Annotated in this window: 1 protein-coding gene; it reads right to left on the reverse strand. The window is 66.3% G+C overall.

What is annotated here, in order from left to right; genetic code table 11:
- Positions 1 to 19: 19 nt before the first annotated feature.
- A complete protein-coding gene (locus tag ACZ889_RS08190; RefSeq protein WP_476257304.1) occupies positions 20 to 26,683 on the reverse strand; it encodes a BapA/Bap/LapF family large adhesin in 26,664 nt (8,887 codons plus the stop codon).
- Between the last annotated feature and the right edge of the window lie 84 nt (positions 26,684 to 26,767).

The following is a 26,767-nucleotide window of genomic DNA, read 5'->3' on the forward strand; positions in this document are numbered from 1 at the left end:
CGACGGGTTTACAGCGGCCTCAAACCACATGGATACCGTTCTGTACCCACAGGTGATGGCTTGGATCCTCCTGGGCCGTGTACTGGTTATAGTCGATGCCGTCGGCAGTTTGGTTCCCGACCAGCGTCCAGTTGTCCGTCATGTGAACCGAGTCTTTGTCGTCCCCCTTGATGATCAGTGTGTCGGTACCGGTTTCGGTGATGGCCACCACATCCGCCAGGTTGAGGGTGAGCGCCACCGAACTGGTGTCGTTGAGGTCGAGGATTTCGATGTCGTGTACGCGCCCGGCCAGGTTGCCCAGGTCAATGCTGGCATCACCGCCGCCCCACAGCAGGGTGTCGGTTCCCGAGCCACCGTCGACGCTGGCGAAGTTCTGGTCGACCACCACCAGTGTGTCGTCACCCGCACCACCCTGCAGGGTGATGTGGCCACCCTGGCTGCCATCGAGGTGGTCGTTGCCGTCAGTGCCGGCGATCACATCGGTGGCCGCTGCCAGGCTGGCGAGTGCCGCGGATTCGTTGCCAGTATCGGCCAGCAGCGATGTGGTGGCGGTGAGGCCGGCGGCGCTGTCCACGTTGATGGTGAGGGTTGCGGTGTCGGTAGTGCCGTTCGGGTGGCTTAGCTCGTAGGTGAAGGTGTCGTGCTGGCCCACCACCGCCGAGGTGAGCCCTGCGTTCAGGGTGTAGGTGTAGCTGCCGTCGGCATGCACCAGCAACGTGCCGTAGGTGCCGGCCACGCTTACCCCGTTGTAGCCCGGGATGGTGTAGGTGTTGGCCGCTGTCAGCACGCTCAGCACGGTCAAGGCCGAACCGACATTGTCGTCAGCCAGCAGGTTGCCGGTGGCGGCTGTCGCGCCACTGACCACGAACTCGGTCAGGTACGTTGTAGTGGTGTTCAGGCTGGTGGTGATGGAGCTGAGCAAGCCGATGCCGCCGGCGGTGACACGTACGTGGTAGGTACCGGCGCCCTGGTTCTCGAAGGTATACCCGGCGCCGCCGCCCAGTATGCTGACCAGCGAACCACCTGGCACCGACTGCACCAGCACGTACTGGCCGGTGGCCGGGTTGAGCTTGAGCAGCTCGATGGTGGTGCCGTTGAGCAGGCTCAACAGGTTGGTGGAGTTGACCACCACCTGCAGGTCGGCCGTGGTATTGGCGGCAACCGTGGTGGTGTAGGTGGCCTGGCGGGTACCGATCACTGGCAGGTTCAGCGAGCCCAGCGTACTGCTGCTGGAGTCCACGCGGTTGTCCAGGGTGACCTGGCTGGTACCAACGTCGTTGACTGCGTCGACCACCGTGGCCGGTGCACCGTAGTTGGTGTCGCTCCAGACCTCCGTGGCTTGCGGGCTGTCGATGCGCACGTACAGGTTGGCGGCATCGGACAGGCCGTTAGGGTGCACCAGTTGATAGCTGAACACGTCCACCTTGCCGACACTGTTCGGGCTACCGTTCGGCGTGTAGGTGTAGCTGCCGTCCGCACGGATCACCAGGGTGCCGTACTGACCCTGAACCGTCGTGGCGGTCCCGGCCGAGACGTAGCTGCCGTCTTTGAGCACTTGCAGCACGGCGGCGCTGTCCGGGCCACGGGCATCCACTGCGCCATCGGTACCCACGTCGGTAATGACGTTGCCAGAGGTGGCAATGCCGGTGCCGGTGAATTGGGTCAGGCTGGTGGAGACGATGTCCAGCGTGGTGCTCACTTCGGTGATCAGGCCGATGCCGCCACTGCCCACGGTCAGTCGGTAATCACCGGCTTGCAGCACGCCGATGTCCACCTGCAAGCCGATTGGCAACACGATCAGGTCGAGCAGGCCCTGAGTGTTACCGGTGGCGATGGTCACCCAGGTGCCGCTGGCGTCTTTCACCTGCAGGGTGAAGCTGGTGTTGTTGAGCAATGCCAGCACGCTGTTGGTGGTCAGTGTGAGGGTAGGGTCAGCCGTGGTGCCTGCTGCCACCGTCCAGGTGTAGGTCTTGGAGAACCCCGACAGTAGCGTGGTGAAGCTGTCGGTGTAGGTCTTCGTGGCGCTGACCGCTGCCAGGTTGACCGTGGCCGTGGCCAGGTTGTCGCTGGCGATGACCGGCGCGTTGGCATCCACATCCGGTGCAGTGACGTTGACGTTGCCCGACACGTTGCCGCGCGGGTCGCTGAGGGTCACCGAAAGGATCTGGCCGTTGTCCTGAGGCGGGCTCAGGGTCACGGTGAAGGTGCCGTCCGCCTGCACCGTCGCGGTCTGCAGCACGGTACCGCCGGCGCTGCGTACGGTGACGGTGGCACCCACTTCGCCAGTACCGGTGAGGGTACTGCCGTCGGCACTGAACAGCAGGTTGCCGGCAGCCGCAGGCGGGGTCAGGTCCGGTGCGGTCAGCGCAGTGCCTGTGGACACGTTACCGGCGCTGTCGGTGAGGGTGACGCTGAGCGCCTGGTTGTCGATCTGCGCCGCAGCCAGGCTGACCACGAACAGGCCGTTGCTGCCCACCGTTGCGGTACCCAGTACGGTACCGGCGCTGTTGCGCACGGTGACCGTGCTGCCGACCTGGCCAGCACCACTGACCGAGGTGCCGTTGGCGTTGATGGTGGCCAGCGGAGCGGCTGGCGGGGTGGTGTCCGGCGCAGTCAGGCTGGTGCTGGCGGACAGGTTGCCGGCAGCATCGGCCTGGCGTACCACCAGCAGTTGCCCGTCGTTCTGTGGCGAGGTCAAAGTAATGCTGAAGGTGCCGTTGGCTTGTACCACACCGGTACCCACCTGGCCGTTCGGGCCTTGGACGGTAATGGTAGCGCCCGCCTCACCGCTACCGGTAAGCACGGTACCGGTGCCGTTGATGGCGACGTTGGTGGGGGCAGCAGGTGGCTGCAGGTCTGCGGCGGTGTAGCTTGTGCTGCCGGACACATTGCCTGCAGTGTCAGCCTGGCTCACGCCCAGTACCTGGCCGTTGAGCTGCGCGGCGTTCAGGTTGACGGTGAACACGCCACCGCCATTCACCACCGCCGTGCCGAGCACGTTGTTGCCGGCATCACGCACTGTCACCGTGGCACCGGCTTCACCCGTGCCGGTCAGCACCAGGCCATTGACAGACAGGCTGGTGACCACCGGGTTGGTCGGTGGCGTGATGTCGGCCGCTTGCAGGAAGGTCGGCTGCGATTCGCCGCCTATCAGCGCCACCGCTGTCACCGAAATGTGTTCGCCATTGAGCTGAGCTGCGTCCAGCGTCAGGGTGAAGGAGCCGTTCAGGCTTGCGACCCCTGTACCGATCAGGTTGCCTGCAGCGTCGTACACGCGAATGCCCACACCGCTGGGTGCACTGCCTGTCAGGGTCAGGCCGTCGCTGCCCAAGGTCACGTCGGTGGGCGGCACGGGTGGTGCGATCAAGGGTGTGAGGTAGGTCGCGACCGCAGACGTATTGATGCCGTCGGACTGTGTCACTTCCAGGGTTGCGAGCGAGCCCGCCGCCGGCACCAGCGTTATCTGGAAGTTGCCAGCGGCATCCACCACGCCGGTACCGATCACGTCTCCGTCGAGGCTGACGGTAACCGTGGCATTGGCTTCGCCCTTGCCGGTCAGCACGTTGAAGGTGTTGTTGATCGCCAGGTTGGTCACCAGGTCGGGTGGCGAGGTGTCGTTGGTCTGGTAAGGGACAGCCACCGAAGCGTTGCCGGCATCATCGGTGGACACCACCGTCAGCAACTGGCCGTTGTTCTGTGCCGGGCTGATCGGCACAGTGAACTGGCCGTTCTCACCCACTTCCACCGTGCCCACGATGTTGTTGTTCGGGCCGCGCACCGTGATCGTGCTGCCGGCTTCGGCCGTACCCGTCATCGACGTACCGGCTGCGTTGAGCAGCAGGTCGGTCGGCTGCACCGGTGGCGTCAGGTCTGGCGCAGTCACTGCCAGCGGTACCGACGGGTTGCCAGTGGCGTCCTGGGCGATGATGGTCAGCGTTTCGCCGTTGATTTGCGGGCGGTTCAGGTCAAGGACGAAGGTGCCGTCCGGCTCCACCGTTACCTGGCCCAGCAGGTCGCCGTTGTTGTTGACCACCGTGACGCGGGTGCCGGCTTCGGCAGTACCGATCACCTGGGTACCGCTGTCGTTGATGATGGCGACCACGGCGGCCGGTGGTGTGGTGTCCACCGCCGTGACCGAACTGATTGGCGAGATGTTGCCAGCTGCATCGGTCAGGGTGACCTGCAGCACCTGGCCATCGAGCTGCGCTGCATCCAGCTCGACGATGAAGGTCCCGTCGACGCCCACTGTGCCGGTACCCACCTGCGTGATACCGACGTACACGCGCACGGTGGCGCCCACTTCGCCGACACCGCCCAACTCGTCACCTGCCGCATTGAGCCGCAGCTCGGTTGCTGCCGCTGGCGGCGTGAGGTCCGGCGCTTGCACGTTGACCGGCAGGCTGACGTTGCCGGGTGGATCGGCCTGCAGTACCGACAGTGTCTGGTTGTTGATTTGTGCGGGTGACAGTTCGACGCTGAAGCTGCCATCAGCCAGTACGATACCCGTGCCCAGTACGGTACCGGCCGCGTTACTGACGATTACCGTGGCGCCGGCCTCGCCCAGGCCGCTGACCACACTGCCGTCGGCGTTGATCACCACTTGGGTGAGTGGATCGGGCGGGGTGAAGTCCGGGGTTTGCAGGGTTGCCACTGCCGACACGTTACCGGCCGCATCGGCCTGGGTGAAGCTGAGCAGCTCGGCGTTGCCAAGTGCCGGGCTCAGCGTGATGGTGAAGTGGCCACTGGCATCGACGGTGGCGCTGCCGATTTCCTCGCCTGCCGGGTTGGTCACGGTCACCCGCGCGCCCACTTCGCCGCGGCCGGTGAGGGTGACACCATCACCGGAAACGGCCAGTTCGCCGGGTGCCGCTGGCGGTGTGGTATCGGGTGCGGTGATGGCGCTGGCGGCAGACTGGTTGCCGGCCGCATCGGTCAGTACCACCTGTACCTGTTGGCCGTTGGCCTGGGGCGATGCGAGGTTGACCTGGAAAGTCCCGTCGGCGCGCACCGTGGCGCTGCCCAGCACCGAACCATCGGCGGCGAGCACACGCACGGCGGCACCCGCTTCGCCGGTACCGTTCAACAAGCTGCCACCCCCGACGAAGGCCAGGTTGCCGGCAGCATCCGGCGCGACGCGGTCAGGGGCTGTCAGGCTGACGCTGTTGGACTCGTTGCCGGCCACATCGGACTGGCTGGCGCTGAGCTGTTCGCCGTTAATCTGCGCAGTGTTCAGGTTGACGTTGAAGTTGCCATTGGCATCGACCACGGCAGTGCCCAGGTCGATACCGCCTTCGCCAAGCACGGTAACGGTGGCTCCTGCTTCACCGCGGCCACTGAGTACCAGGCCGTCGCTGGACAACGCCAGGTTGGTCAGTGGTTGCGGTGCCGTGGTGTCGGGTGCCAGCAGGGTAGCGGGTAGCGATACGCTGCCATCGGGGCCCGTTGCGCTGACCTGCAGCACTTCGCCATTGGCCTGCGCACTGCCGAGATTGACAGTGAACGTGCCGTCGTTGGCGACCGGGCTGCTGCCCAGCAATACGCCGTTGGGGCCGTACACTTTGATTGTGCTACCCGCCTCGGCGGTGCCGGTCACCGACAGGCCGTCGGCGGCCAGTATCAGGTTGTCCGGCGTGGCCGGTGCCAGCGCGCCTGGCGCCGTCACGCTCTGTGCAGGGGAGACGTTCTGTGCGGCATCGGCCTGGACCACGCTCAGGCTTTCACCCGTGATCGCTGCCGGCGACAGGGATACGCTGAAGTGACCGTCGGCGGCCACTTCAGCGTTGCCCAGCACGGTACCGTCCGGCGCCCGTACGGTCACGGTTGCGCCTGCTTCGCCATCGCCTGTCAGGGTGGCGCCATTGGCGGAGACAGCCAGGTTGGTCACGGCGGCCGGCGGCGTGGTGTCGGCTGCAGTATAAGGTGCGGCCGGCGACACGTTGCCGGCTGCGTCGGTGGCGGTCACCTGCAGCATCTGGCCATTGGTCTGGGCACTGTTCAGGGTGACCTGGAAGGTGCCGTTGCTGCCGGCTACCGCTGTGCCCAGCACGTTACCGCTGGCATCGCGCACGGTCACGGTGCTGCCGGCTTCGGCGTTACCGGTCAGTTGCAGGCCGGTACCGGACAGCACGAGTGCTGTCGGTGCCGTAGGCGGGGTGAAGTCCGGCGCGGTGACCGTCACGGCGGGGGAGGTGTTGTTGCCCGCGTCGGTCTGCGTAATGCTCAGGTGCTGGGCGTTGAGCTGGGCGCTGTTCAGGGTGAGGGTAAAGCTGCCATTGGCCGCTACCAGGCCGGTGCCGATGATGGTCCCGTCCTGGCCGTGAACGGTGACCGTGGCACCGGCTTCGCCCAGGCCGGTCAGGGTCAGGCCGTTGTTGTTCAGCACCACGTTGGTCAGCGGTGCGGGTGGAGTCAGGTCCGGGGTTGTCACATTGATTGCCGGTGAGGTGTTGCTGGCGGCATCCACTTGCGTCACGCCGATGACCTGGCCGTTGGTTTGCGGTGTGTCGAATGTCACCGTGAAGCGACCGTCAGCGCCCACCGTGGCGGAGCCGAGCAAGGCACCGGCGGCGTTGCGTACCTGTACCGTGGCGCCCGCTTCACCGCTGCCGGAAAGCTGCCGGCCGTCCTGGCTCAACACCGGGTTACTGATGGCCGCTGGCGGCGTGTGGTCTGGCGTGGCCAGGCTGGCCGGGCCGGACACATTGCCCGCGGCATCACTGAGGGTGACCTGTAGCGGGCTACCGGTCACCTGCGCGCTGGGCAGGGTGATCTGGAACTGGCCGCTCTGGTTGACGGTGCCGGTGGCCAGGATGGCGCCGCTGGCGTCGCGCACGGTGACGCTGGCACCGGCTTCGCCCTGGCCGCTGAGCACGGTGGCTGCGCTGTTGAGGCTGAGGTTACTGGCCGCCAGCGGTGCCTGCAGGTCAGGCGCTTGCAGGGTGGCCGCGAGCGAAACGTTACCTGCAGCATCAGCCTGGGTGACGATCAGGTTCTGCCCATTGGCCACGGCCGGCGAGAAGCTGACGCTGAACAGGCCATTGCTGTCGACGGTTGCAGTCCCCAGCAAGGTGCCTTGTACGTCTGTCACGCGCACGGTTGCACCCACCTCGCCCTGGCCGGTCAGCGTACTGCCGGTGGCGTTGAGGTTTACCTGTGTCGGCGCGTCCGGTGCCGTGGTGTCATTGGCCACGATAATGGCCGGCACCGAAGGCTGGCCATCGACGGTAGCCTTGGCACTGACCTGCAAGATCTGGGCGTTGAGCTGGGCGTTCTGGAGGAACACCCGGAAGGTGCCGTCGCTGCCGACCGTGGCGCTGCCCAGCGTGGTGCCCCCGGAGGTCACGGTAATCAGCGAGCCGACCGTACCCTGGCCGGTCAGCAGGAAACCGTCGGCGCTGATGGCAAGGGCCGAAGGCGTGGCCACTTCGGTACCGGTCGGGCCAGCCAGCGGTATTTCAGGCGATTCGTTGCCGGCAGGGTCGATCACCACCACATCGACGGTTTCGCCTGATGCCAGCGGTGGGGCGACCGGTATCACGAAGGTGCCGTCCGGCCCTGCAGTTACAGTGCCGCGCACGGTGTCATCCGGGTTGCGGACTTCCACTGTGCTGCCAGGCTCGGCTGTGCCGCCGACCGTGCTGCCGTCCGGGCTTACGGTAAGCCCGGTCGCCGGTTCCGGGTTGGTCGTGTCCGGCGCGGTGACAGAGACCGGCACCGAGTCGTTGCCGGCTGCGTCGGTCACTACCACGGTTACGGTCTGGCCGTTGTTCTGCGGTGTATCCAGCGGCACGCTGAAACTGCCATCCGGGTTGACCGCAACAGTGATCACATTGCCGGCCCCATCGCTCACGGTCACCGAACTGGCGCCAGGTGCGTTACCGGTCACAGCCGTGCCATCGCTGCTGACTGCAACGTCGGTGGGCAGTGCCGGTGGCGTGATGTCAGGCGCAAGGATCTGGCTGGGCTGCGAAATGTTGCCGGCCGCATCGGTCAGCGTCACATCCAGAGCCTGGCCGTCCAACTGGGCGGGCGATAGTGGGACCGTGAAGCTGCCGCCTGCGGGCACGACGACGGTGCCTACCAACGTGCCGTCGGCAAGCTTCACTTCCACCGTGGCGCCAGCTTCACCGGTACCCTGGATGGCACTGCCGCCCGGGGTGATCGTGAGGCCGGCAGGCGCAGCTGGCGCGGTACTGTCGTCAGCGGTGAAAGTGGCCGACGGCGAGGCATTGCCGCCGCCATCGATCAGCACCACCGACAGCACTTCACCGTTGGTCTGGGCCGGGGAGAGTGCCACTTCGAACGTACCGTCTGCATTCACCGGGATGGTGCCTAGCAGGTTGCCTGCGGCATCACGTACTTCTACGGTGCTGCCTGCCTCGCCCTGCCCGCTGAGCAGTGTGCCGGTAGGATCAAGGCCCAGCCCTTGCGCCGGCAGCGGTGCCTCGAAGTCAGGTGCGGTCACGGTGCCTGCGGGCGAGCCGTTGCCGCTGTTGTCCGCCTGAGTGACAGACAGCGTCTGGCCATTGAGCTGTGGCGGGTCGATGGCCACCTGGAAGGAGCCATCGGGCTGGACCGTTGCGGTGCCCAGTACTGTGCCGCCAGTGCCGGTCACGGTCACCTGCGCACCCGGCTCGCCGCTGCCGCTCAGGCTGCTGCCGTCGCCAGCCAGGACCAGACCGGTGGGGCTATCGGGTGCCTGGGTATCCGGTGCCGACACGTCGACTGCCGCCGACAGGTTGCCGGCCGCGTCGCGTTGCTCCACGGTCAGTGCCTGGCCGTTGGTTTGCGGCGTGTCGAGGGTGATTTCGAAAGCGCCACCCGCGCCGACCACCGTGCTACCCAGCACGCTGCCATCCGGCCCGCGCACGGTCACGGTGGCGCCCGGTTCGCCGTTGCCGGTGATCGTGGTACCGGTGCCGTCGATGGCCGGGTTGGTGACCACTTGCGGTGGGGTGGAGTCGGGTGCAGTGAAGTCCACGGGCCCTGCGCTGTTGCCCAGGTTGTCGGTCGCTTCGACGGTCAGGCTTTCGCCATTGCGTTGTGGCGCGTTGAGGGTGACGTCGAAACGGCCGTCGCCGCCCACGGTGGCAGTGCCCAGCACATTGCCGTCGGCGTCACGCACGGTGACGATGGAGCCGCTTTGACCCTGGCCGGTAAGGTGAATGCCAGCGGTATCGATAGCCAGCCCGGAGGGTTGCAGCGGGCCGTCGGTATCGGGCGCGACGATGTTGGCGGTCGAGGTGTTGCCAGCGGGGTCGCGCAGGACCACGTCCAGTTCCTGGCCGTCGGTCTGCGCTGGGTTCAGGACCACGCTGATCACACCGTCGGCACCGACCTGGGCGTTGCCCAGCACAGTGCCGTCGGCGCTGATGACCTGCACGGTGTTGCCCGGTTCGCCGCGACCGGTGAGCAGGCCGCCATCGGCACTCAGTTGCAGTTCACTGGCTTCATTGGGCGGGGTGATATCGGGCGCGGTGATCTGGGTCGGCAGCGAACTGTTGCCAGCTTCGTCGACCGCGACGACATCCAGTGCTTCCCCGTTGGCCTGTGCCGGGGTCAGGCCGATGGTGAAGCTGCCATCCGGGCCGGCCTGGGTGCTGCCTAGGACATTGCCCTGCGCGTCACGCACTTGCACCTGCGTATCTGCCGGTGCGGTACCGGAAACACTGGAGCCGTCACCGGCCACCACCACGCCGCTCGGGCTTTCGGGCAGCGGTGTATCGGCAACGGTCACGCTGACCCCTGCCGAGGTATTGCCAGCGGCATCGGTCTGCACCAGCACGAGGTTCTCACCTGCGGCCAGCGGTGCCTCCAGGTCAATCACGAAGGTGCCATTTGGCGCCACGGTGCCAGTACCGATGACTGCGCCTTGGGCATCACGCACTTCGACTGTGGCACCAGGCTCACCACGGCCAGACACGGCCAGGCTGCCATCGCCTGCCAGCACGTCAGTGACGATCGCCGGTGCGGTAATGTCCGGGGCCACGTAACTCAGCGGCACCGAGGTATTGCCTGCCGCATCGGTCACGGTGATGGACAAGGTTTCGCCATTGGCCTGGGGCGGGTCGAGGGTCAGGCTGAAGCTGCCATCCGGCTCGGCAATGACGCTACCGATCAGGTTGCCCGAGGCATCTTTGACCTCAATCCGTGCGCCCCCTTCTGCAGTACCGACCAGGCTGTCACCATTACTCAGCACCAGGTCGGTTGGTTGCAGCGGTGCTACCTGGTCGGGCGCCGTCAGCGGGCTAGGTGTAGAGACGTTGCCGGCGGCATCGGTCAGGGTCACTTGCAGGGACGAGCCATCCACCACCGGGGTTGGCAGTTGCACATTGAAGCTGCCATCGGGCTGAACGGTGCCGCTCACCAGCACCTGCCCCTGATCGTTGCGCACCTCCACGGTGGCGCCCGCTTCGCCGCGCCCGGAGACTGTGCGGCCATCGTTACTGATGGCCAGCTCGGTAGCGGGCTCCGGCGGTGTGGTGTCGCCGCCGTTGTCCACGATCGGTGCGGTGACGCTGCCGGCCGTGGAGGCGTTGCCTGCGACATCGGTGGCCGTCACCTGCAACTGCTCGCCTGCCACTTGTGGCGGGGTGAGGCCGATGCTGAAGGCACCGCTGGCCCCCACCACGACACTGCCCAGTACAGTGGTGCCATCGGCGGCCAGCACACGGACGGTGCTGCCTGCTTCGGCGCGGCCGCTGACAACGGTACCGTCGCCACTGATTGCCAGATCGCTTGGCGCCACAGGCGCGGTGATGTCTGGTGCGGCGACCTGCACCGGCAACGACGAGGTGCCGTTGTTGTCGATCGCCACCACGTCCAGCAACTCGCCATTGGCCTGGGCCGGTATAAGCACCACGGTGAAGGTGCCCTCGGCACCCACCACGATGCTACCGACCAGCGTGCCGTTGGCATCATGCACTTCCACGCGGCTACCAGCAGGAGCAGAACCGCTGATGCTGCTGCCATCGGCGGCGACGACCAGTTCGCTCGGGCTGGTCGGGGTGACCACCAGTGGCACGTCGTAGGTCAGCGCTTCAGAGGCGTTGCCGCTCGGGTCGGTCTGTACCAGGCTCAGGCGTTCACCCGGCAGCGCAGCCGGGTCGAGGTCGATCAGGAAAGTACCGTTCGCGGTCACTGTGCCGGTACCGATCAGCGTGCCATTGACATCGCGCACCTCGACGGTAGCACCGGCTTCGCCGCGACCGCCCAAGGTCAGGCCGTCGGCGCCGACGACAATGTTGCTGACTACGGCAGGCACGGTGATGTCCGGGGCCTCGAACTGCAGGGGTGAAGAGACATTGCCGGCGGCATCGATCAGACGGATGTCGAGGATTTCGCCATTGGCCTGGGCCGGCGACAGGGTGATGCTGAAACTGCCGGTTTCAGTGACCAGGCCGGTGCCGAGCAAGTTGCCCAAGGCATCGCGTACCTGCACGGTCGCGCCTGGCTCGCCGTTGCCGCTCAGGGTCACGCCGTCGGCCAAGGCCACGCCGCTCGGTTGGGCCGGGGCCTGCAAGTCCGGGGTAACCACCGACGCCGGGGCAGAAGCATTGCCGCTGGCATCGGTCAGCACCACTTGCAGGTTGCTGCCATCTTTCACCGGTGGGTCAAGGGTGATCTGGAAGGTGCCGTCCGGGTTGACCGAGCCGTTGGCCAGTACATTGCCCTGGGCATCGCGCACCTGCACGCTGGCCCCGGCTTCGCCGCGGCCATTGAGCTGGGCGCCGGCCAGGCCGACTACCAAGTTGGTTGCGGCATCCGGTGGTGTGGTGTCGCCACCGTCGATGTCCGGCGCGGTGATGTCGCCGGCCGTGGAGGTGTTGCCGGCGGCGTCGGTGGCGGTGACTTGTAGTACCTCTCCACTCACCTGCGGCGGGTCGAGGGTGATGCTGAAACTGCCAGTGGCGTCGACCACCACACTACCCAGCACGGTGGTGCCATCGGCGGCCAGCACACGCACGGTGCTGCCCACTTCGGCGCGGCCGGTGACCTCGCTGCCGTTGGCACTGATCGCCAGCTCGCTCGGGGTGACCGGCGGGGTGATGTCTGGCGCAGCGATTTGCACCGGCAGGGACGAAGCGCCGGTGCCATCGATGGCCACCACGTCCAGCAGTTCGCCGTTGGCCTGGGCCGGGTTGAGGATGACGGTGAAGGTGCCACCGGCACCTACCACCACACTGCCGACCAGTGTGCCGTTGGCATCGTGTACTTCCACACGGCTGCCCGTCGGGGCTGTACCAGTGATGCTGGCGCCGTTCGCAGCCACCACCAGGTCGCTTGGGCTGGCTGGGGTCGTGGTTGCCGGGACTTCATATTGCAGGGCTTCAGAGGCGTTGCCGCTCGCATCGGTCTGCACCAGGCTCAATTGCTCGCCCGGTTGCGCGGCTGGGGTGAGGTCGACCAAGAAGGTTCCGTTGGCGCCGACTGTGGCGGTGCCTATGACAGAGCCGTTGGCATCACGTACCTGTACGGTAGCACCGGCCTCGCCACGGCCACTGAGCACCAGGCCATCGGCGCCCACCACGACGTTGCTGACGGCAGCTGGCGGCGTGACGTCCGGTGCAGTGAACGCCAGCGGCGTTGAACTGTTGCCGGCGGCGTCTACCACGCGAATGTCCAGGGCCTCACCATTGGCCTGGGCGGGGAACAGCGTGACGCTGAAGGTGCCGTCTTCGTTGACCAAGCCAGTGCCGATCAGGCTGCCGGTGGCATTGCGCACCTGTACGGTGGCACCGGGCTCGCCGCGGCCGGTAAAGGTCACGCCATCAACCAAGGCCAGCTCGGTTGGCTGCGCTGGGGCCAGCAGGTCTGGCGCGGCGACCGAACCGGGTTGCGAGACATTGCCGGCAGTGTCGGTCAGGGTCACTTGCAGGGTACTGCCATCGGTGATGGCCGGGTTCAAGGTGATGGCGAAGGTACCATCGGGATTGACTGTGCCCGTGGCAACCACGGTGCCTGCGTCATCGCGCACCTGAACGCTGGTACCGGCTTCGCCACGACCGCTGAGTTGGCTGCCGGCAGCACTGATCACCAGGTTGGTCGGGGTCTGCGGTGGCGTTGTGTCGCCGCCATCGATGTCCGGCGCGGTAAGGTTACTGGCGGTGGAGGCGTTGCCTGCCGCATCGGTGGCCGTCACTTGCAGCACTTCGCCGTCTACCTGTGGCGGGTCGAGGGTGATGCTGAAGCTACCGGTAGCGCCAACTACCACGCTACCCAGCACAGTGGTGCCGTCGGCGGCCAGCACGCGTACGGTGTTGCCCGGTTCGGCACGGCCGGTGACCACGCTGCCGTCGGCATTGATCACCAGTTCGGTCGGTGCGGCAGGGGCGGTGATATCCGGTGCGGTGATTTGGGCGGGCAGCGAGGAAACGCCGCTGTCATCAATGGCGACCACGTCCAGCAGTTCGCCATTGGACTGGGCCGGGTCAAGGGTGACGGTGAAGCTGCCGTCGGGGCCCGCCACCACAGTGCCAATCAGCGTGCCGTTGGCGTCATGCACTTCCACACGGGTGCCGGCAGGTGCGGTACCGGTGAGGGTGGTGCCATCAGCATCGATGGCCAGATTGCTCGGGCTGTCGGGCGCGGTGGTCAGTGGTACGTCGTACTCGGTAGCCACCGAAGCATTGCCGCTTGGGTCGGTCTGTACCAGGCTCAACTGCTCGCCCGGCTGTGCGGCTGGGGCAAGGTCGATCAGGAAGGTGCCGTTGGCACCCACGACACCCGTGCCGATCACAGTGCCATTGGCATCGCGCACTTCGACAGTGGCACCTGGTTCGCCGCGACCGCTTAGGGCTAGGCCGTCAGCACCAACTGTAATATTGGTTACTGCGTCAGGCGGTGTGATGTCCGGCGCATCGAATTGCAATGGGGCAGAGCTGTTGCCGGCGGCATCCACCAGACGCACGTCGAGTGCTTCACCATTGGTCTGGGCAGGCGACAGGGTGAGGCTGAACAGGCCGTCGGCACCGACGACGCCGGTGCCAATTAGGTTGCCGGCAGCATCGCGCACTTGCACGGTAGCGCCGGGCTCGCCGCGACCGGTGAAGGTGACGCCATCGGCCAAGGCCAGGTCAGTCGGTTGTGCGGGCGGCAGCAAGTCAGCCGAGGTGACCGAGCCCGGCTGGGATATGTTGCCGGCGACATCGGTGAGGGTGACTTGCAAGGTGCTGCCGTCGTTCACGGCAGGATCCAGGGTGACGGTGAAGGTGCCATCCGCGGCGACGGTGCCGGTCGCGAGGATGTTGCCTGCCGCGTCACGCACCTGCACGGCAGTGCCGGCTTCGCCTCGACCGCTGAGCTGGCTACCGGCAACGCCGATCACCAGATTGGTCGGTGTTTCAGGCGGGGTGGTATCGCCGCCATCAATGTCCGGCGCGGTGACCGAGTTGGCAACGGAAGTGTTGCCAGCCGCATCGGTTGCGGTGGCCTGCAGCACTTCGCCGTCAACTTGTGGCGGATTGAGGTTGAGGCTGAACACGCCGGTCGGGCCGACCAAGGCAGTGCCCAGTTCGCTACCGTCGGCAGCCACGATGCGCACGGTGCTGCCCGGTTCGGCACGGCCGGTGACAACGCTGCCGTCCGCGCTCACGGCCAGTTCGGTCGGTGCGGCAGGGGCGGTGATATCAGGTGCGGTGATCTGGGTAGGCAGCGAGGAAAGGCCGCCGTCATCGATGGCGACCACGTCCAGCAGTTCGCCATTGGACTGGGCCGGGTCAAGGGTGACGGCGAAGCTGCCGTCGGGGCCAGCCACCACAGTGCCAATCAACGTGCCGTTGGCGTCATGCACTTCCACACGGGTGCCGGCAGGTGCGGTACCGCTGATGCTGCTGCCGTCTTCGGCGAACACCAGGTTGCTGGGGCTGGCAGGCGCAGTGGTGACCGGGACTTCGAATTGCAGTGCCGAGGAAGCGTTGCCGCTTGGGTCGGTCTGCACCAGGCTCAACTGCTCGCCTGGCTGTGCGGACGGACTCAGGTCGATCAGGAAGGTGCCGTTGGCACCGACCACACCTGTGCCGATCACAGTGCCATTGGCATCACGCACTTCCACAGTGGCACCTGGTTCGCCGCGACCGCTCAGGGCCAGGCCGTCAGCACCAACTGTAATATTGGTTACTGCCTCAGGTGGGGTGATGTCCGGCGCATCGAATTGCAGTGGCGCAGAAGCGTTGCCGGCGGCATCCACCACGCGAATGTCCAAGGCTTCACCATTGGCCTGGGCGGGGAGCAGCGTGACGCGGAAGGTGCCGTCTTCGTTGACCAAGCCAGTGCCAATCAGGTTGCCGCCGGCATCGCGCACCTGCACGGTAGCACCAGGCTCGCCGCGACCGGTGAAGGTGACGCCATCGGCCAGGGCCAGGTCAGTCGGTTGTGCGGGCGGCAGCAAGTCGGCCGAAGTGACCGAGCCCGGTTGGGATACGTTGCCAGCGGCGTCGGTGAGGGTGACTTGCAGCGTACTGCCATCGGTGATGGCCGGGTTCAAGGTGATCGCGAAGGTACCATCCGGATTGACCGTGCCCGTGGCAACTACGGTGCCTGCGTCATCGCGTACCTGAACGCTGGTACCGGCTTCGCCACGACCGCTGAGTTGGCTGCCGGCAGCACTGATCAACAGGTTGGTCGGGGTCTCCGGTGGCGTTGTGTCGCCGCCATCGATGTCCGGCGCGGTAAGGTTGCTGGCGGTGGAGGCGTTGCCTGCCGCATCGGTGGCCGTCACTTGCAGCACTTCGCCGTCTACCTGTGGCGGGTCGAGGGTGATGCTGAAGCTACCGGTAGCGCCAACTACCACGCTACCCAGCACAGTGGTGCCGTCGGCGGCCAGCACGCGTACGGTGTTGCCCGGTTCGGCACGGCCGGTGACCACGCTGCCGTCGGCATTGATCACCAGTTCGGTCGGTGCGGCAGGGGCGGTGATATCCGGTGCGGTGATTTGGGCGGGCAGCGAGGAAACGCCGCTGTCATCAATGGCGACCACGTCCAGCAGTTCGCCGTTGGCCTGGGCCGGGTCGAGGGTGACGGTGAAGCTACCGTCGGGGCCCGCCACCACAGTGCCAATCAGCGTGCCGTTGGCGTCATGCACTTCCACACGGGTGCCGGCAGGTGCGGTACCGCTGATGCTGCTGCCGTCTTCGGCGAATACCAGGTCGCTGGGGCTGGCAGGCGCAGTGGTGACCGGGACTTCGAATTGCAGTGCCGAGGAAGCGTTGCCGCTTGGGTCGGTCTGCACCAGGCTCAACTGCTCGCCCGGCTGCGCGGCTGGGGCGAGGTCGATCAGGAAGGTGCCGTTGGCACCGACCACACCCGTGCCGATCACGGTGCCATTGGCATCGCGCACTTCCACAGTGGCACCCGGCTCGCCGCGACCGCTCAGGGCCAGGCCGTCAGCACCAACCGTAATATTGGTTACTGCCTCAGGTGGGGTGATGTCCGGCGCATCGAATTGCAGCGGCGCAGAGGCGTTGCCGTCAGCATCCACCAAGCGTACGTCGAGGGCTTCGCCGTTGGCCTGGGCAGGTGACAGGGTGAGGCTGAACAGGCCATCGGCACCGACGACACCGGTGCCAATCAGGTTGCCGGCAGCATCGCGCACTTGCACGGTGGCACCGGGCTCGCCGCGACCGGTGAAGGTGACGCCATCGGCCAAGGCCAGGTCAGTCGGTTGCGCGGGCGGCAGCAGGTCAGCCGAGGTGACCGAGCCCGGCTGGGATACGTTGCCGGCGACATCGGTGAGGGTGACTTGCAAGGTGCTGCCGTCGTTCACGGCAGGATCCAGGGTGACGGTGAAGGTGCCATCCGCGGCGACGGTGCCGGTCACGAGGATGTTGCCTGCCGCGTCACGCACCTGCACGGCAGTGCCGGCTTCGCCTCGACCGCTGAGCTGGCTACCGGCAACGCCGATCACCAGATTGGTCGGTGCTTCAGGCGGGGTGGTATCGCCGCCATCAATGTCCGGCGCGGTGACCGAGTTGGCAACGGAAGTGTTGCCAGCCGCATCGGTTGCGGTGGCCTGCAGCACTTCGCCGTCAACTTGTGGCGGATTGAGGTTGAGGCTGAACACGCCGGTCGGGCCGACCACGGCAGTGCCCAGTTCGGTGCCGTCGGCAGCCACGATGCGCACGGTGCTACCCGGTTCGGCACGGCCGGTGATCACGCTGCCGTCCGCGCTCACGGCCAGTTCGGTTGGTGCGGCAGGGGCGGTGATGTCGGGTGCGGTGATCTGTGCGGGCAGCGAGGAAACGCCGCCGTCATCAATGGCGATCACGTCCAGCAGTTCGCCGTTGGCCTGGGGCGGGTCGAGGGTGACGGTGAAGCTGCCGTCGGGGCCAGCCACCACACTGCCAATCAGGGTGCCGTTGGCGTCATGTACTTCCACACGGGTGCCGGCAGGTGCGGTACCGGTGAGGGTGGTGCCATCAGCATTGATGGCCAGATTGCTCGGGCTATCGGGCGCGGTGGTCAATGGTACGTCGTACTCGGTAGCCACCGAAGCATTGCCGCTTGGGTCGGTCTGCACCAGGCTCAACTGCTCGCCCGGCTGTGCGGCTGGGGCGAGGTCGATCAGGAAGGTGCCGTTGGCACCCACGACACCCGTGCCGATCACGGTGCCATTGGCATCACGCACGTCCACTGTGGCCCCCGGCTCGCCACGACCGCTCAGGGCCAGGCCGTCAGCACCAACTGTAATATTGGTTACTGCCTCAGGTGGGGTGATGTCCGGCGCATCGAATTGCAGTGGCGCCGAGACGTTGCCGGCGGCATCCACCAAGCGCACGTCGAGTGCTTCGCCGTTGGCTTGGGCCGGCGACAGGGTGAGGCTGAACAGGCCGTCGGCACCTACGACACCAGTACCGATGACAGTACCGCCGGCATCGCGCACCTGCACGGTGGCACCGGGCTCGCCGCGACCGGTGAAGGTGACGCCATCGGCCAGGGCCAGGTCAGTCGGTTGTGCTGGCGGCAGCAAGTCGGCCGAGGTGACCGAGCCCGGTTGGGATATGTTGCCGGCGGCATCGGTGAGGGTGACTTGCAAGGTGCTGCCGTCGTTCACGGCAGGGTCCAGGGTGACGGTGAAGGTGCCATCTGCAGCGACGTTGCCAGTCGCGAGGATGTTGCCTGCCGCGTCACGTACCTGCACGGTAGAGCCGGCTTCGCCTCGACCACTGAGCTGGCTGCCGGCAAGGCCGATCACCAAGTCAGTCGGGGCTGCCGGTGGCGTGGTATCGATCCCGTCGATATCCGGTGCGGTGACTGCGCTGCTTGGCGATGTGTTGCCAGCGGCATCGGTCGCCGTGGCCTGCAGCACTTCGCCGTCAACTTGTGGCGGGTTGAGGTTGAGGCTGAACACGCCGGTCGGGCCGACCACGGCAGTGCCCAGTTCGGTGCCGTCGGCAGCCACGATGCGCACGGTGCTGCCCGGTTCGGCGCGGCCGGTGACAACGCTGCCATCCGCGCTGACCGCCAGTTCGGTTGGGGCGGCAGGGGCGGTGATGTCGGGCGCGGTGATCTGGGCGGGCAGCGAGGAAATGCCGCCGTCATCGATGGCGACCACGTCCAGCAGTTCGCCGTTGGCTTGTGCGGGATTCAGCTCGATGCTGAAGCTGCCATCGGCGTTGGCAATGGCACTGCCAATCAGGGTGCCGTTGGCATCATGCACTTCCACACGGGTGCCGGCAGGTGCGGTACCGCTGATGCTGCTGCCGTCTTCGGCGAACACCAGGTTGCTGGGGCTGGCAGGCGCAGTGGTGACCGGGACTTCGAATTGCAGTGCCGAGGAAGCGTTGCCGCTTGGGTCGGTCTGTACCAGGCTCAATTGTTCGCCCGGCTGAGCGGCCGGACTCAGGTCGATCAGGAAGGTGCCGTTGGCACCGACCACACCCGTGCCGATCACGGTGTCACTGGCATCACGCACTTCCACAGTAGCACCGGGTTCGCCGCGACCGCTCAGGGCCAGGCCGTCAGCACCAACTGTAATATTGGTTACTGCCTCAGGTGGGGTGATGTCCGGCGCATCGAATTGCAGTGGCGCCGAGACGTTGCCGGCGGCATCCACCAAGCGCACGTCGAGTGCTTCGCCGTTGGCTTGGGCCGGCGACAGGGTGAGGCTGAACAGGCCGTCGGCACCTACGACACCAGTACCGATGACAGTACCGCCGGCATCGCGCACCTGCACGGTGGCACCGGGCTCGCCGCGACCGGTGAAGGTGACGCCATCGGCCAGGGCCAGGTCAGTCGGTTGTGCTGGCGGCAGCAAGTCGGCCGAGGTGACCGAGCCCGGTTGGGATATGTTGCCGGCGGCATCGGTGAGGGTGACTTGCAAGGTGCTGCCGTCGTTCACGGCAGGGTCCAGGGTGACGGTGAAGGTGCCATCTGCAGCGACGGTGCCAGTCGCGAGGATGTTGCCGGCCGCGTCACGTACCTGCACGGTGGAGCCGGCTTCGCCTCGACCACTGAGCTGGCTGCCGGCAAGGCCGATCACCAAGTCAGTCGGGGCTGCCGGTGGCGTGGTATCGATCCCGTCGATATCCGGTGCGGTGACTGCGCTGCTTGGCGATGTGTTGCCAGCGGCATCGGTCGCCGTGGCCTGCAGCACTTCGCCGTCAACTTGTGGCGGGTTGAGGTTGAGGCTGAACACGCCGGTCGGGCCGACCACGGCAGTGCCCAGTTCGGTGCCGTCGGCAGCCACGATGCGCACGGTGCTGCCCGGTTCGGCGCGGCCGGTGACAACGCTGCCATCCGCGCTGACCGCCAGTTCGGTTGGGGCGGCAGGGGCGGTGATGTCGGGCGCGGTGATCTGGGCGGGCAGCGAGGAAATGCCGCCGTCATCGATGGCGACCACGTCCAGCAGTTCGCCGTTGGCTTGTGCGGGATTCAGCTCGATGCTGAAGCTGCCATCGGCGTTGGCAATGGCACTGCCAATCAGGGTGCCGTTGGCATCATGCACTTCCACACGGGTGCCGGCAGGTGCGGTACCGCTGATGCTGCTGCCGTCTTCGGCGAACACCAGGTTGCTGGGGCTGGCAGGCGCAGTGGTGACCGGGACTTCGAATTGCAGTGCCGAGGAAGCGTTGCCGCTTGGGTCGGTCTGTACCAGGCTCAATTGTTCGCCCGGCTGAGCGGCCGGACTCAGGTCGATCAGGAAGGTGCCGTTGGCACCGACCACACCCGTGCCGATCACGGTGTCACTGGCATCACGCACTTCCACAGTAGCACCGGGTTCGCCGCGACCGCTCAGGGCCAGGCCGTCAGCACCAACTGTAATATTGGTTACTGCCTCAGGTGGGGTGATGTCCGGCGCATCGAATTGCAGTGGCGCCGAGACGTTGCCGGCGGCATCCACCAAGCGCACGTCGAGTGCTTCGCCGTTGGCTTGGGCCGGCGACAGGGTGAGGCTGAACAGGCCGTCGGCACCTACGACACCAGTACCGATGACAGTACCGCCGGCATCGCGCACCTGCACGGTGGCACCGGGCTCGCCGCGACCGGTGAAGGTGACGCCATCGGCCAGGGCCAGGTCAGTCGGTTGTGCTGGCGGCAGCAAGTCGGCCGAGGTGACCGAGCCCGGTTGGGATATGTTGCCGGCGGCATCGGTGAGGGTGACTTGCAAGGTGCTGCCGTCGTTCACGGCAGGGTCCAGGGTGACGGTGAAGGTGCCATCTGCAGCGACGGTGCCAGTCGCGAGGATGTTGCCGGCCGCGTCACGTACCTGCACGGTGGAGCCGGCTTCGCCTCGACCGCTGAGCTGGCTGCCGGCAAGGCCGATCACCAGATTGGTCGGTGCTTCAGGCGGGGTGGTATCGCCGCCATCGATGTCCGGTGCGGTGACCGAGCTGGTAACGGAAGTGTTGCCAGCGGCATCGGTTGCGGTGGCCTGCAGCACTTCGCCGTCAACTTGTGGCGGATTGAGGTTGAGGCTGAACACGCCGGTCGGGCCGACCACGGCAGTGCCCAGTTCGGTGCCGTCGGCAGCCACGATGCGCACGGTGCTGCCCGGCTCGGCGCGGCCGGTGATAACGCTGCCGTCCGCGCTCACGGCCAGTTCGGTTGGTGCGGCAGGGGCGGTGATGTCGGGTGCGGTGATCTGTGCGGGCAGCGAGGAAACGCCGCTGTCATCAATGGCGACCACGTCCAGCAGTTCGCCGTTGGCCTGGGCCGGGTCGAGGGTAACGGTGAAGCTGCCGTCGGGGCCCGCCACCACACTGCCAATCAGCGTGCCGTTGGCGTCATGCACTTCCACACGGGTGCCGGCAGGTGCGGTACCGCTGATGCTGCTGCCGTCTTCGGCGAATACCAGGTCGCTGGGGCTGGCAGGCGCAGTGGTGACCGGGACTTCGAATTGCAGTGCCGAGGAAGCGTTGCCGCTTGGGTCGGTCTGTACCAGGCTCAACTGCTCGCCCGGCTGCGCGGCTGGGGCGAGGTCGATCAGGAAGGTGCCGTTGGCACCGACCACACCCGTGCCGATCACGGTGCCATTGGCATCGCGCACTTCGACAGTGGCACCCGGCTCGCCGCGACCGCTCAGGGCCAGGCCGTCAGCACCAACCGTAATATTGGTTACTGCCTCAGGTGGGGTGATGTCCGGCGCATCGAATTGCAGTGGCGCCGAGGCGTTGCCGGCGGCATCCACCAGACGCACATCGAGCGCTTCACCATTGGCCTGGGCAGGCGACAAGGTGAGGCTGAACAGGCCGTCGGCACCGACGACACCGGTGCCAATCAGGTTGCCGGCAGCATCGCGCACTTGCACGGTGGCACCGGGCTCACCTCGACCGGTGAAGGTGACACCATCGGTCAGTGCCAGGTCAGTCGGTTGTGCTGGCGGCAGCAAGTCGGCCGAAGTGACCGAGCCCGGCTGGGATACGTTGCCGGCGGCATCGGTGAGGGTGACTTGCAAGGTGCTGCCGTCGTTCACGGCAGGGGCCAGGGCGATGACGAAGGTGCCATCTGCAGCGACGGTGCCAGTCGCGAGGATGTTGCCGGCCGCGTCACGTACCTGCACGGTGGAGCCGGCTTCGCCTCGACCGCTGAGCTGGCTGCCGGCAAGGCCGATCACCAGATTGGTCGGTGCTTCAGGCGGGGTGGTATCGCCGCCATCGATGTCCGGTGCGGTGACCGAGCTGGTAACGGAAGTGTTGCCAGCGGCATCGGTCGCCGTGGCCTGCAGCACTTCGCCGTCAACTTGTGGCGGATTGAGGTTGAGGCTGAACACGCCGGTCGGGCCGACCACGGTAGAGCCCAATTCGGTGCCGTCGGCAGCCACGATGCGCACGGTACTGCCCGGTTCGGCACGGCCGGTGATAACGCTGCCGTCCGCGCTCACCGCCAGTTCGGTTGGGGCGGCAGGGGCGGTGATGTCGGGGGCGGTGATCTGTGCGGGCAGCGAGGAAACGCCGCCGTCATCGATGGCGACCACGTCCAGCAGTTCGCCGTTGGCTTGTGCGGGATTCAGTTCGATGCTGAAGCTGCCATCGGCGTTGGCAATGGCACTGCCAATCAGCGTGCCGTTGGCGTCATGCACTTCCACACGGGTGCCGGCAGGTGCGGTACCGGTGAGGGTGGTGCCATCAGCATTGATGGCCAGATTGCTCGGGCTGTCGGGCGCGGTGGTCAGTGGTACGTCGTACTCGGTAGCCACCGAAGCATTACCGCTTGGGTCGGTCTGCACCAGGCTCAACTGCTCGCCTGGCTGAGCGGCCGGATTCAGGTCAATCAGGAAGGTGCCGTTGGCACCCACGACACCCGTGCCGATCACGGTGCCATTGGCATCACGCACTTCGACAGTGGCACCCGGTTCGCCGCGACCGCTCAGGGCCGTGCCACCTGGGCCGACCAGAATGTCGGTGACCGCCTCGGGCGGTGTGATATCCGGGGCTGTGAACTCCAGCGGTATCGAACTGTTGCCGGCGGCATCCACCAGACGCACGTCGAGTGCTTCACCATTTGTCTGGGCAGGCGACAGGGTGAGGCTGAACAGGCCGTCGGCACCGACGACACCGGTGCCAATCAGGTTGCCGGCAGCATCGCGCACTTGCACGGTAGCGCCGGGCTCGCCGCGACCGGTGAAGGTGACGCCATCGGCCAAGGCCAGGTCAGTCGGTTGTGCAGGCGGCAGCAAGTCGGCCGAGGTGACCGAGCCCGGTTGGGATACGTTGCCGGCGGCATCGGTGAGGGTGACTTGCAAGGTGCTGCCGTCGTTCACGGCAGGGTCCAGGGTGACGGTGAAGGTGCCATCTGCAGCGACAGTGCCGGTCGCGAGGATGTTGCCTGCCGCGTCACGTACCTGCACGGTGGAGCCGGCTTCGCCTCGACCGCTGAGCTGGCTACCGGCAAGACCGATTACCAAGTCAGTCGGGGCTGCGGGTGGCGTGGTATCGATCCCGTCGATATCCGGTGCGGTGACTGCGCTGCTTGGCGATGTGTTGCCAGCGGCATCGGTCGCGGTGGCCTGCAGCACTTCGCCGTCAACTTGTGGCGGGTTGAGGTTGAGGCTGAACACGCCGGTCGGGCCGACCACGGCAGTGCCCAGTTCGGTGCCGTCGGCAGCCACGATGCGCACGGTGCTGCCCGGCTCGGCGCGGCCGGTGATAACGCTGCCGTCCGCGCTCACGGCCAGTTCGGTCGGTGCGGCAGGGGCGGTGACATCCGGTGCGGTGATCTGTGCGGGCAGCGAGGAAACGCCGCCGTCATCGATGGCCACCACGTCCAGCAGTTCGCCGTTGGCTTGTGCGGGATTCAGTTCGATGCTGAAGCTGCCATCGGCGCTGGCAATGGCACTGCCAATCAACGTGCCGTTGGCATCATGCACTTCCACACGGGTGCCGGCAGGTGCGGTACCGGTGAGGGTGGTGCCATCAGCATTGATGGCCAGATTGCTCGGGCTGTCGGGCGCGGTGGTCAGTGGTACGTCGTACTCGGTAGCCACCGAAGCATTACCGCTTGGGTCGGTCTGCACCAGGCTCAACTGCTCGCCTGGCTGTGCGGCCGGATTCAGGTCGATCAGGAAGGTGCCGTTGGCACCGACCACACCTGTGCCGATCACAGTGCCATTGGCATCACGCACTTCCACAGTGGCACCTGGTTCGCCGCGACCGCTCAGGGCCAGGCCGTCAGCACCAACTGAAATATTGGTTACTGCCTCAGGCGGTGTGATGTCCGGCGCATCGAATTGCAGTGGCGCCGAGGCGTTGCCGGCGGCATCCACCACGCGAATGTCCAGGGCTTCACCATTGGCCTGGGCGGGTAGCAGCGTGACGCTGAAGGTGCCGTCTTCGTTGACCAAGCCAGTGCCAATCAGGTTGCCGGCAGCATCGCGCACCTGCACGGTAGCACCAGGCTCACCGCGACCGGTGAAGGTGACGCCATCGGCCAAGGCTAGGTCAGTCGGTTGCGCGGGCGGCAGCAAGTCGGCCGAGGTGACCGAGCCCGGTTGGGATACGTTGCCGGCAGCGTCGGTGAGGGTGACTTGCAAGGTGCTGCCGTCGTTCACGGCAGGGTCCAGGGCGATGACGAAGGTGCCATCTGCAGCGACGGTGCCAGTCGCGAGGATGTTGCCTGCCGCGTCACGTACCTGCACGGTAGAGCCGGCTTCGCCTCGACCGCTGAGCTGGCTACCGGCAAGACCGATTACCAAGTCAGTCGGGGCTGCGGGTGGCGTGGTATCGATCCCGTCGATATCCGGTGCGGTGACTGCGCTGCTTGGCGATGTGTTGCCAGCGGCATCGGTCGCGGTGGCCTGCAGCACTTCGCCGTCAACTTGTGGCGGGTTGAGGTTGAGGCTGAACACGCCGGTCGGGCCGACCACGGCAGTGCCCAGTTCGGTGCCATCGGCAGCCACGATGCGCACGGTGCTGCCCGGTTCGGCACGGCCGGTGACAACGCTGCCGTCCGCGCTCACGGCCAGTTCGGTCGGTGCGGCAGGGGCGGTGACATCCGGTGCGGTGATCTGTGCGGGCAGCGAGGAAACGCCGCCGTCATCGATGGCCACCACGTCCAGCAGTTCGCCGTTGGCTTGTGCGGGATTCAGTTCGATGCTGAAGCTGCCATCTGCGTTGGCAATGGCACTGCCAATCAGCGTGCCGTTGGCGTCATGCACCTCCACACGGGTGCCGGCCGGTGCGGTACCGGTGAGGGTGGTGCCATCAGCATTGATGGCCAGATTGCTCGGGCTGTCGGGCGCGGTGGTCAGTGGTACGTCGTACTCGGTAGCCACCGAAGCATTACCGCTTGGGTCGGTCTGCACCAGGCTCAACTGCTCGCCTGGCTGTGCGGCCGGATTCAGGTCGATCAGGAAGGTGCCGTTGGCACCGACCACACCTGTGCCGATCACAGTGCCATTGGCATCACGCACTTCCACAGTGGCACCTGGTTCGCCGCGACCGCTCAGGGCCGTGCCACCTGGGCCGACCAGAATGTCGGTGACCGCCTCGGGCGGTGTGATATCCGGGGCTGTGAACTCCAGCGGTATCGAACTGTTGCCGGCGGCATCCACCAGACGCACGTCGAGTGCTTCACCATTTGTCTGGGCAGGCGACAGGGTGAGGCTGAACAGGCCGTCGGCACCGACGACACCGGTGCCAATCAGGTTGCCGGCAGCATCGTGCACCTGCACGGTAGCACCAGGCTCACCGCGTCCGGTGAAAGTGACGCCATCGGCCAAGGCCAGGTCAGTCGGTTGTTCAGGGGCTGTGGTATCTGGGTTGTCGACGTCCGGCGCCGTGATGCTAGCAACTGGCGAGATATTGCCAGCCGCGTCTGCGGCGCTGATCTCCAGGGCCTGGCCGTCGATTTGTGGCGGTTGCAGAGTGATGCTGAACTGGCCGTCCGCACCGGCCACCGCAGTGCCCAGCAATACGCCACCTGCGCCTCGCACGGAAACCGTCGAGCCGGGCTCGGCACGACCGGTGAGGGTGTTACCTTGCTCATTGATAGCCAGGTCGGTCGGCGCCAGTGGTGCAGTTGCGTCCGGCGCAGTGACAGTGCCAGGCGCCGAGACATTACCGGCGGCGTCGGTCAGGGTGACATCAAGGTTTTCGCTGTTGATCTGCGGCGCATTCAGCGTCACGTTGAAACTGCCGTCGGCACCCACTGTGCCGCTGCCGATCAGGTTGCCGGCGGCGTCGCGGATGTTCACCGTGGTGCCTGCTTCGCCACGGCCGGTCAGACGCAAGCCATCCGGTGAAACCAGCAGGTCGATCGGCGTGGCCGGTGCGCTGGTGTCGGGGTCGGAACCGCCGCTGCTGCTGCTGCTGCTGCCGCCGCCGTTGTTCGCCGCCGCCGCTGCGCCGCCCACGCCGAGCAGGCTGAGCCCGGCTATCGCCCACGTTGGCATGGCGCTACCGGCGGTGCCAATACCTGCGACCAGTTCGTCCAACGAGGCCACGTCTTCAAAGGTGAAGCCGGTGAACGCTGCTGCATCGTACTGGGCATGCCACAGGGTGCCATCGTCGCCAACGAAGACCATATCGCTGCCGACCCCGGCCTGGTCTACGGCGAAGAAGTTACCGATGGTGACCTTTTCGCCTGACTTCAGGGTGATGATCAGGTCCTGCCCGCGCTGGGTGACCGTGGCCACTTTGTCTGGAGATACCGGTACCTGCACGACGCTTGGTGCTTTGAGATTGATATTGCCCCAGGCGCTCTGAGTGGCGACTTCGGATTGCTTATCGGCGACGACGATGTTGTCCATGGATGCTCCCTGCTGATATCCGGATCCCCCAGCCCGAGTGTTCGGGCCACAACCGGCGTAACAGAGCCCTTTCAGGGGTTTTAC

The organism is Pseudomonas sp. TE3895 (genome assembly GCF_056278855.1).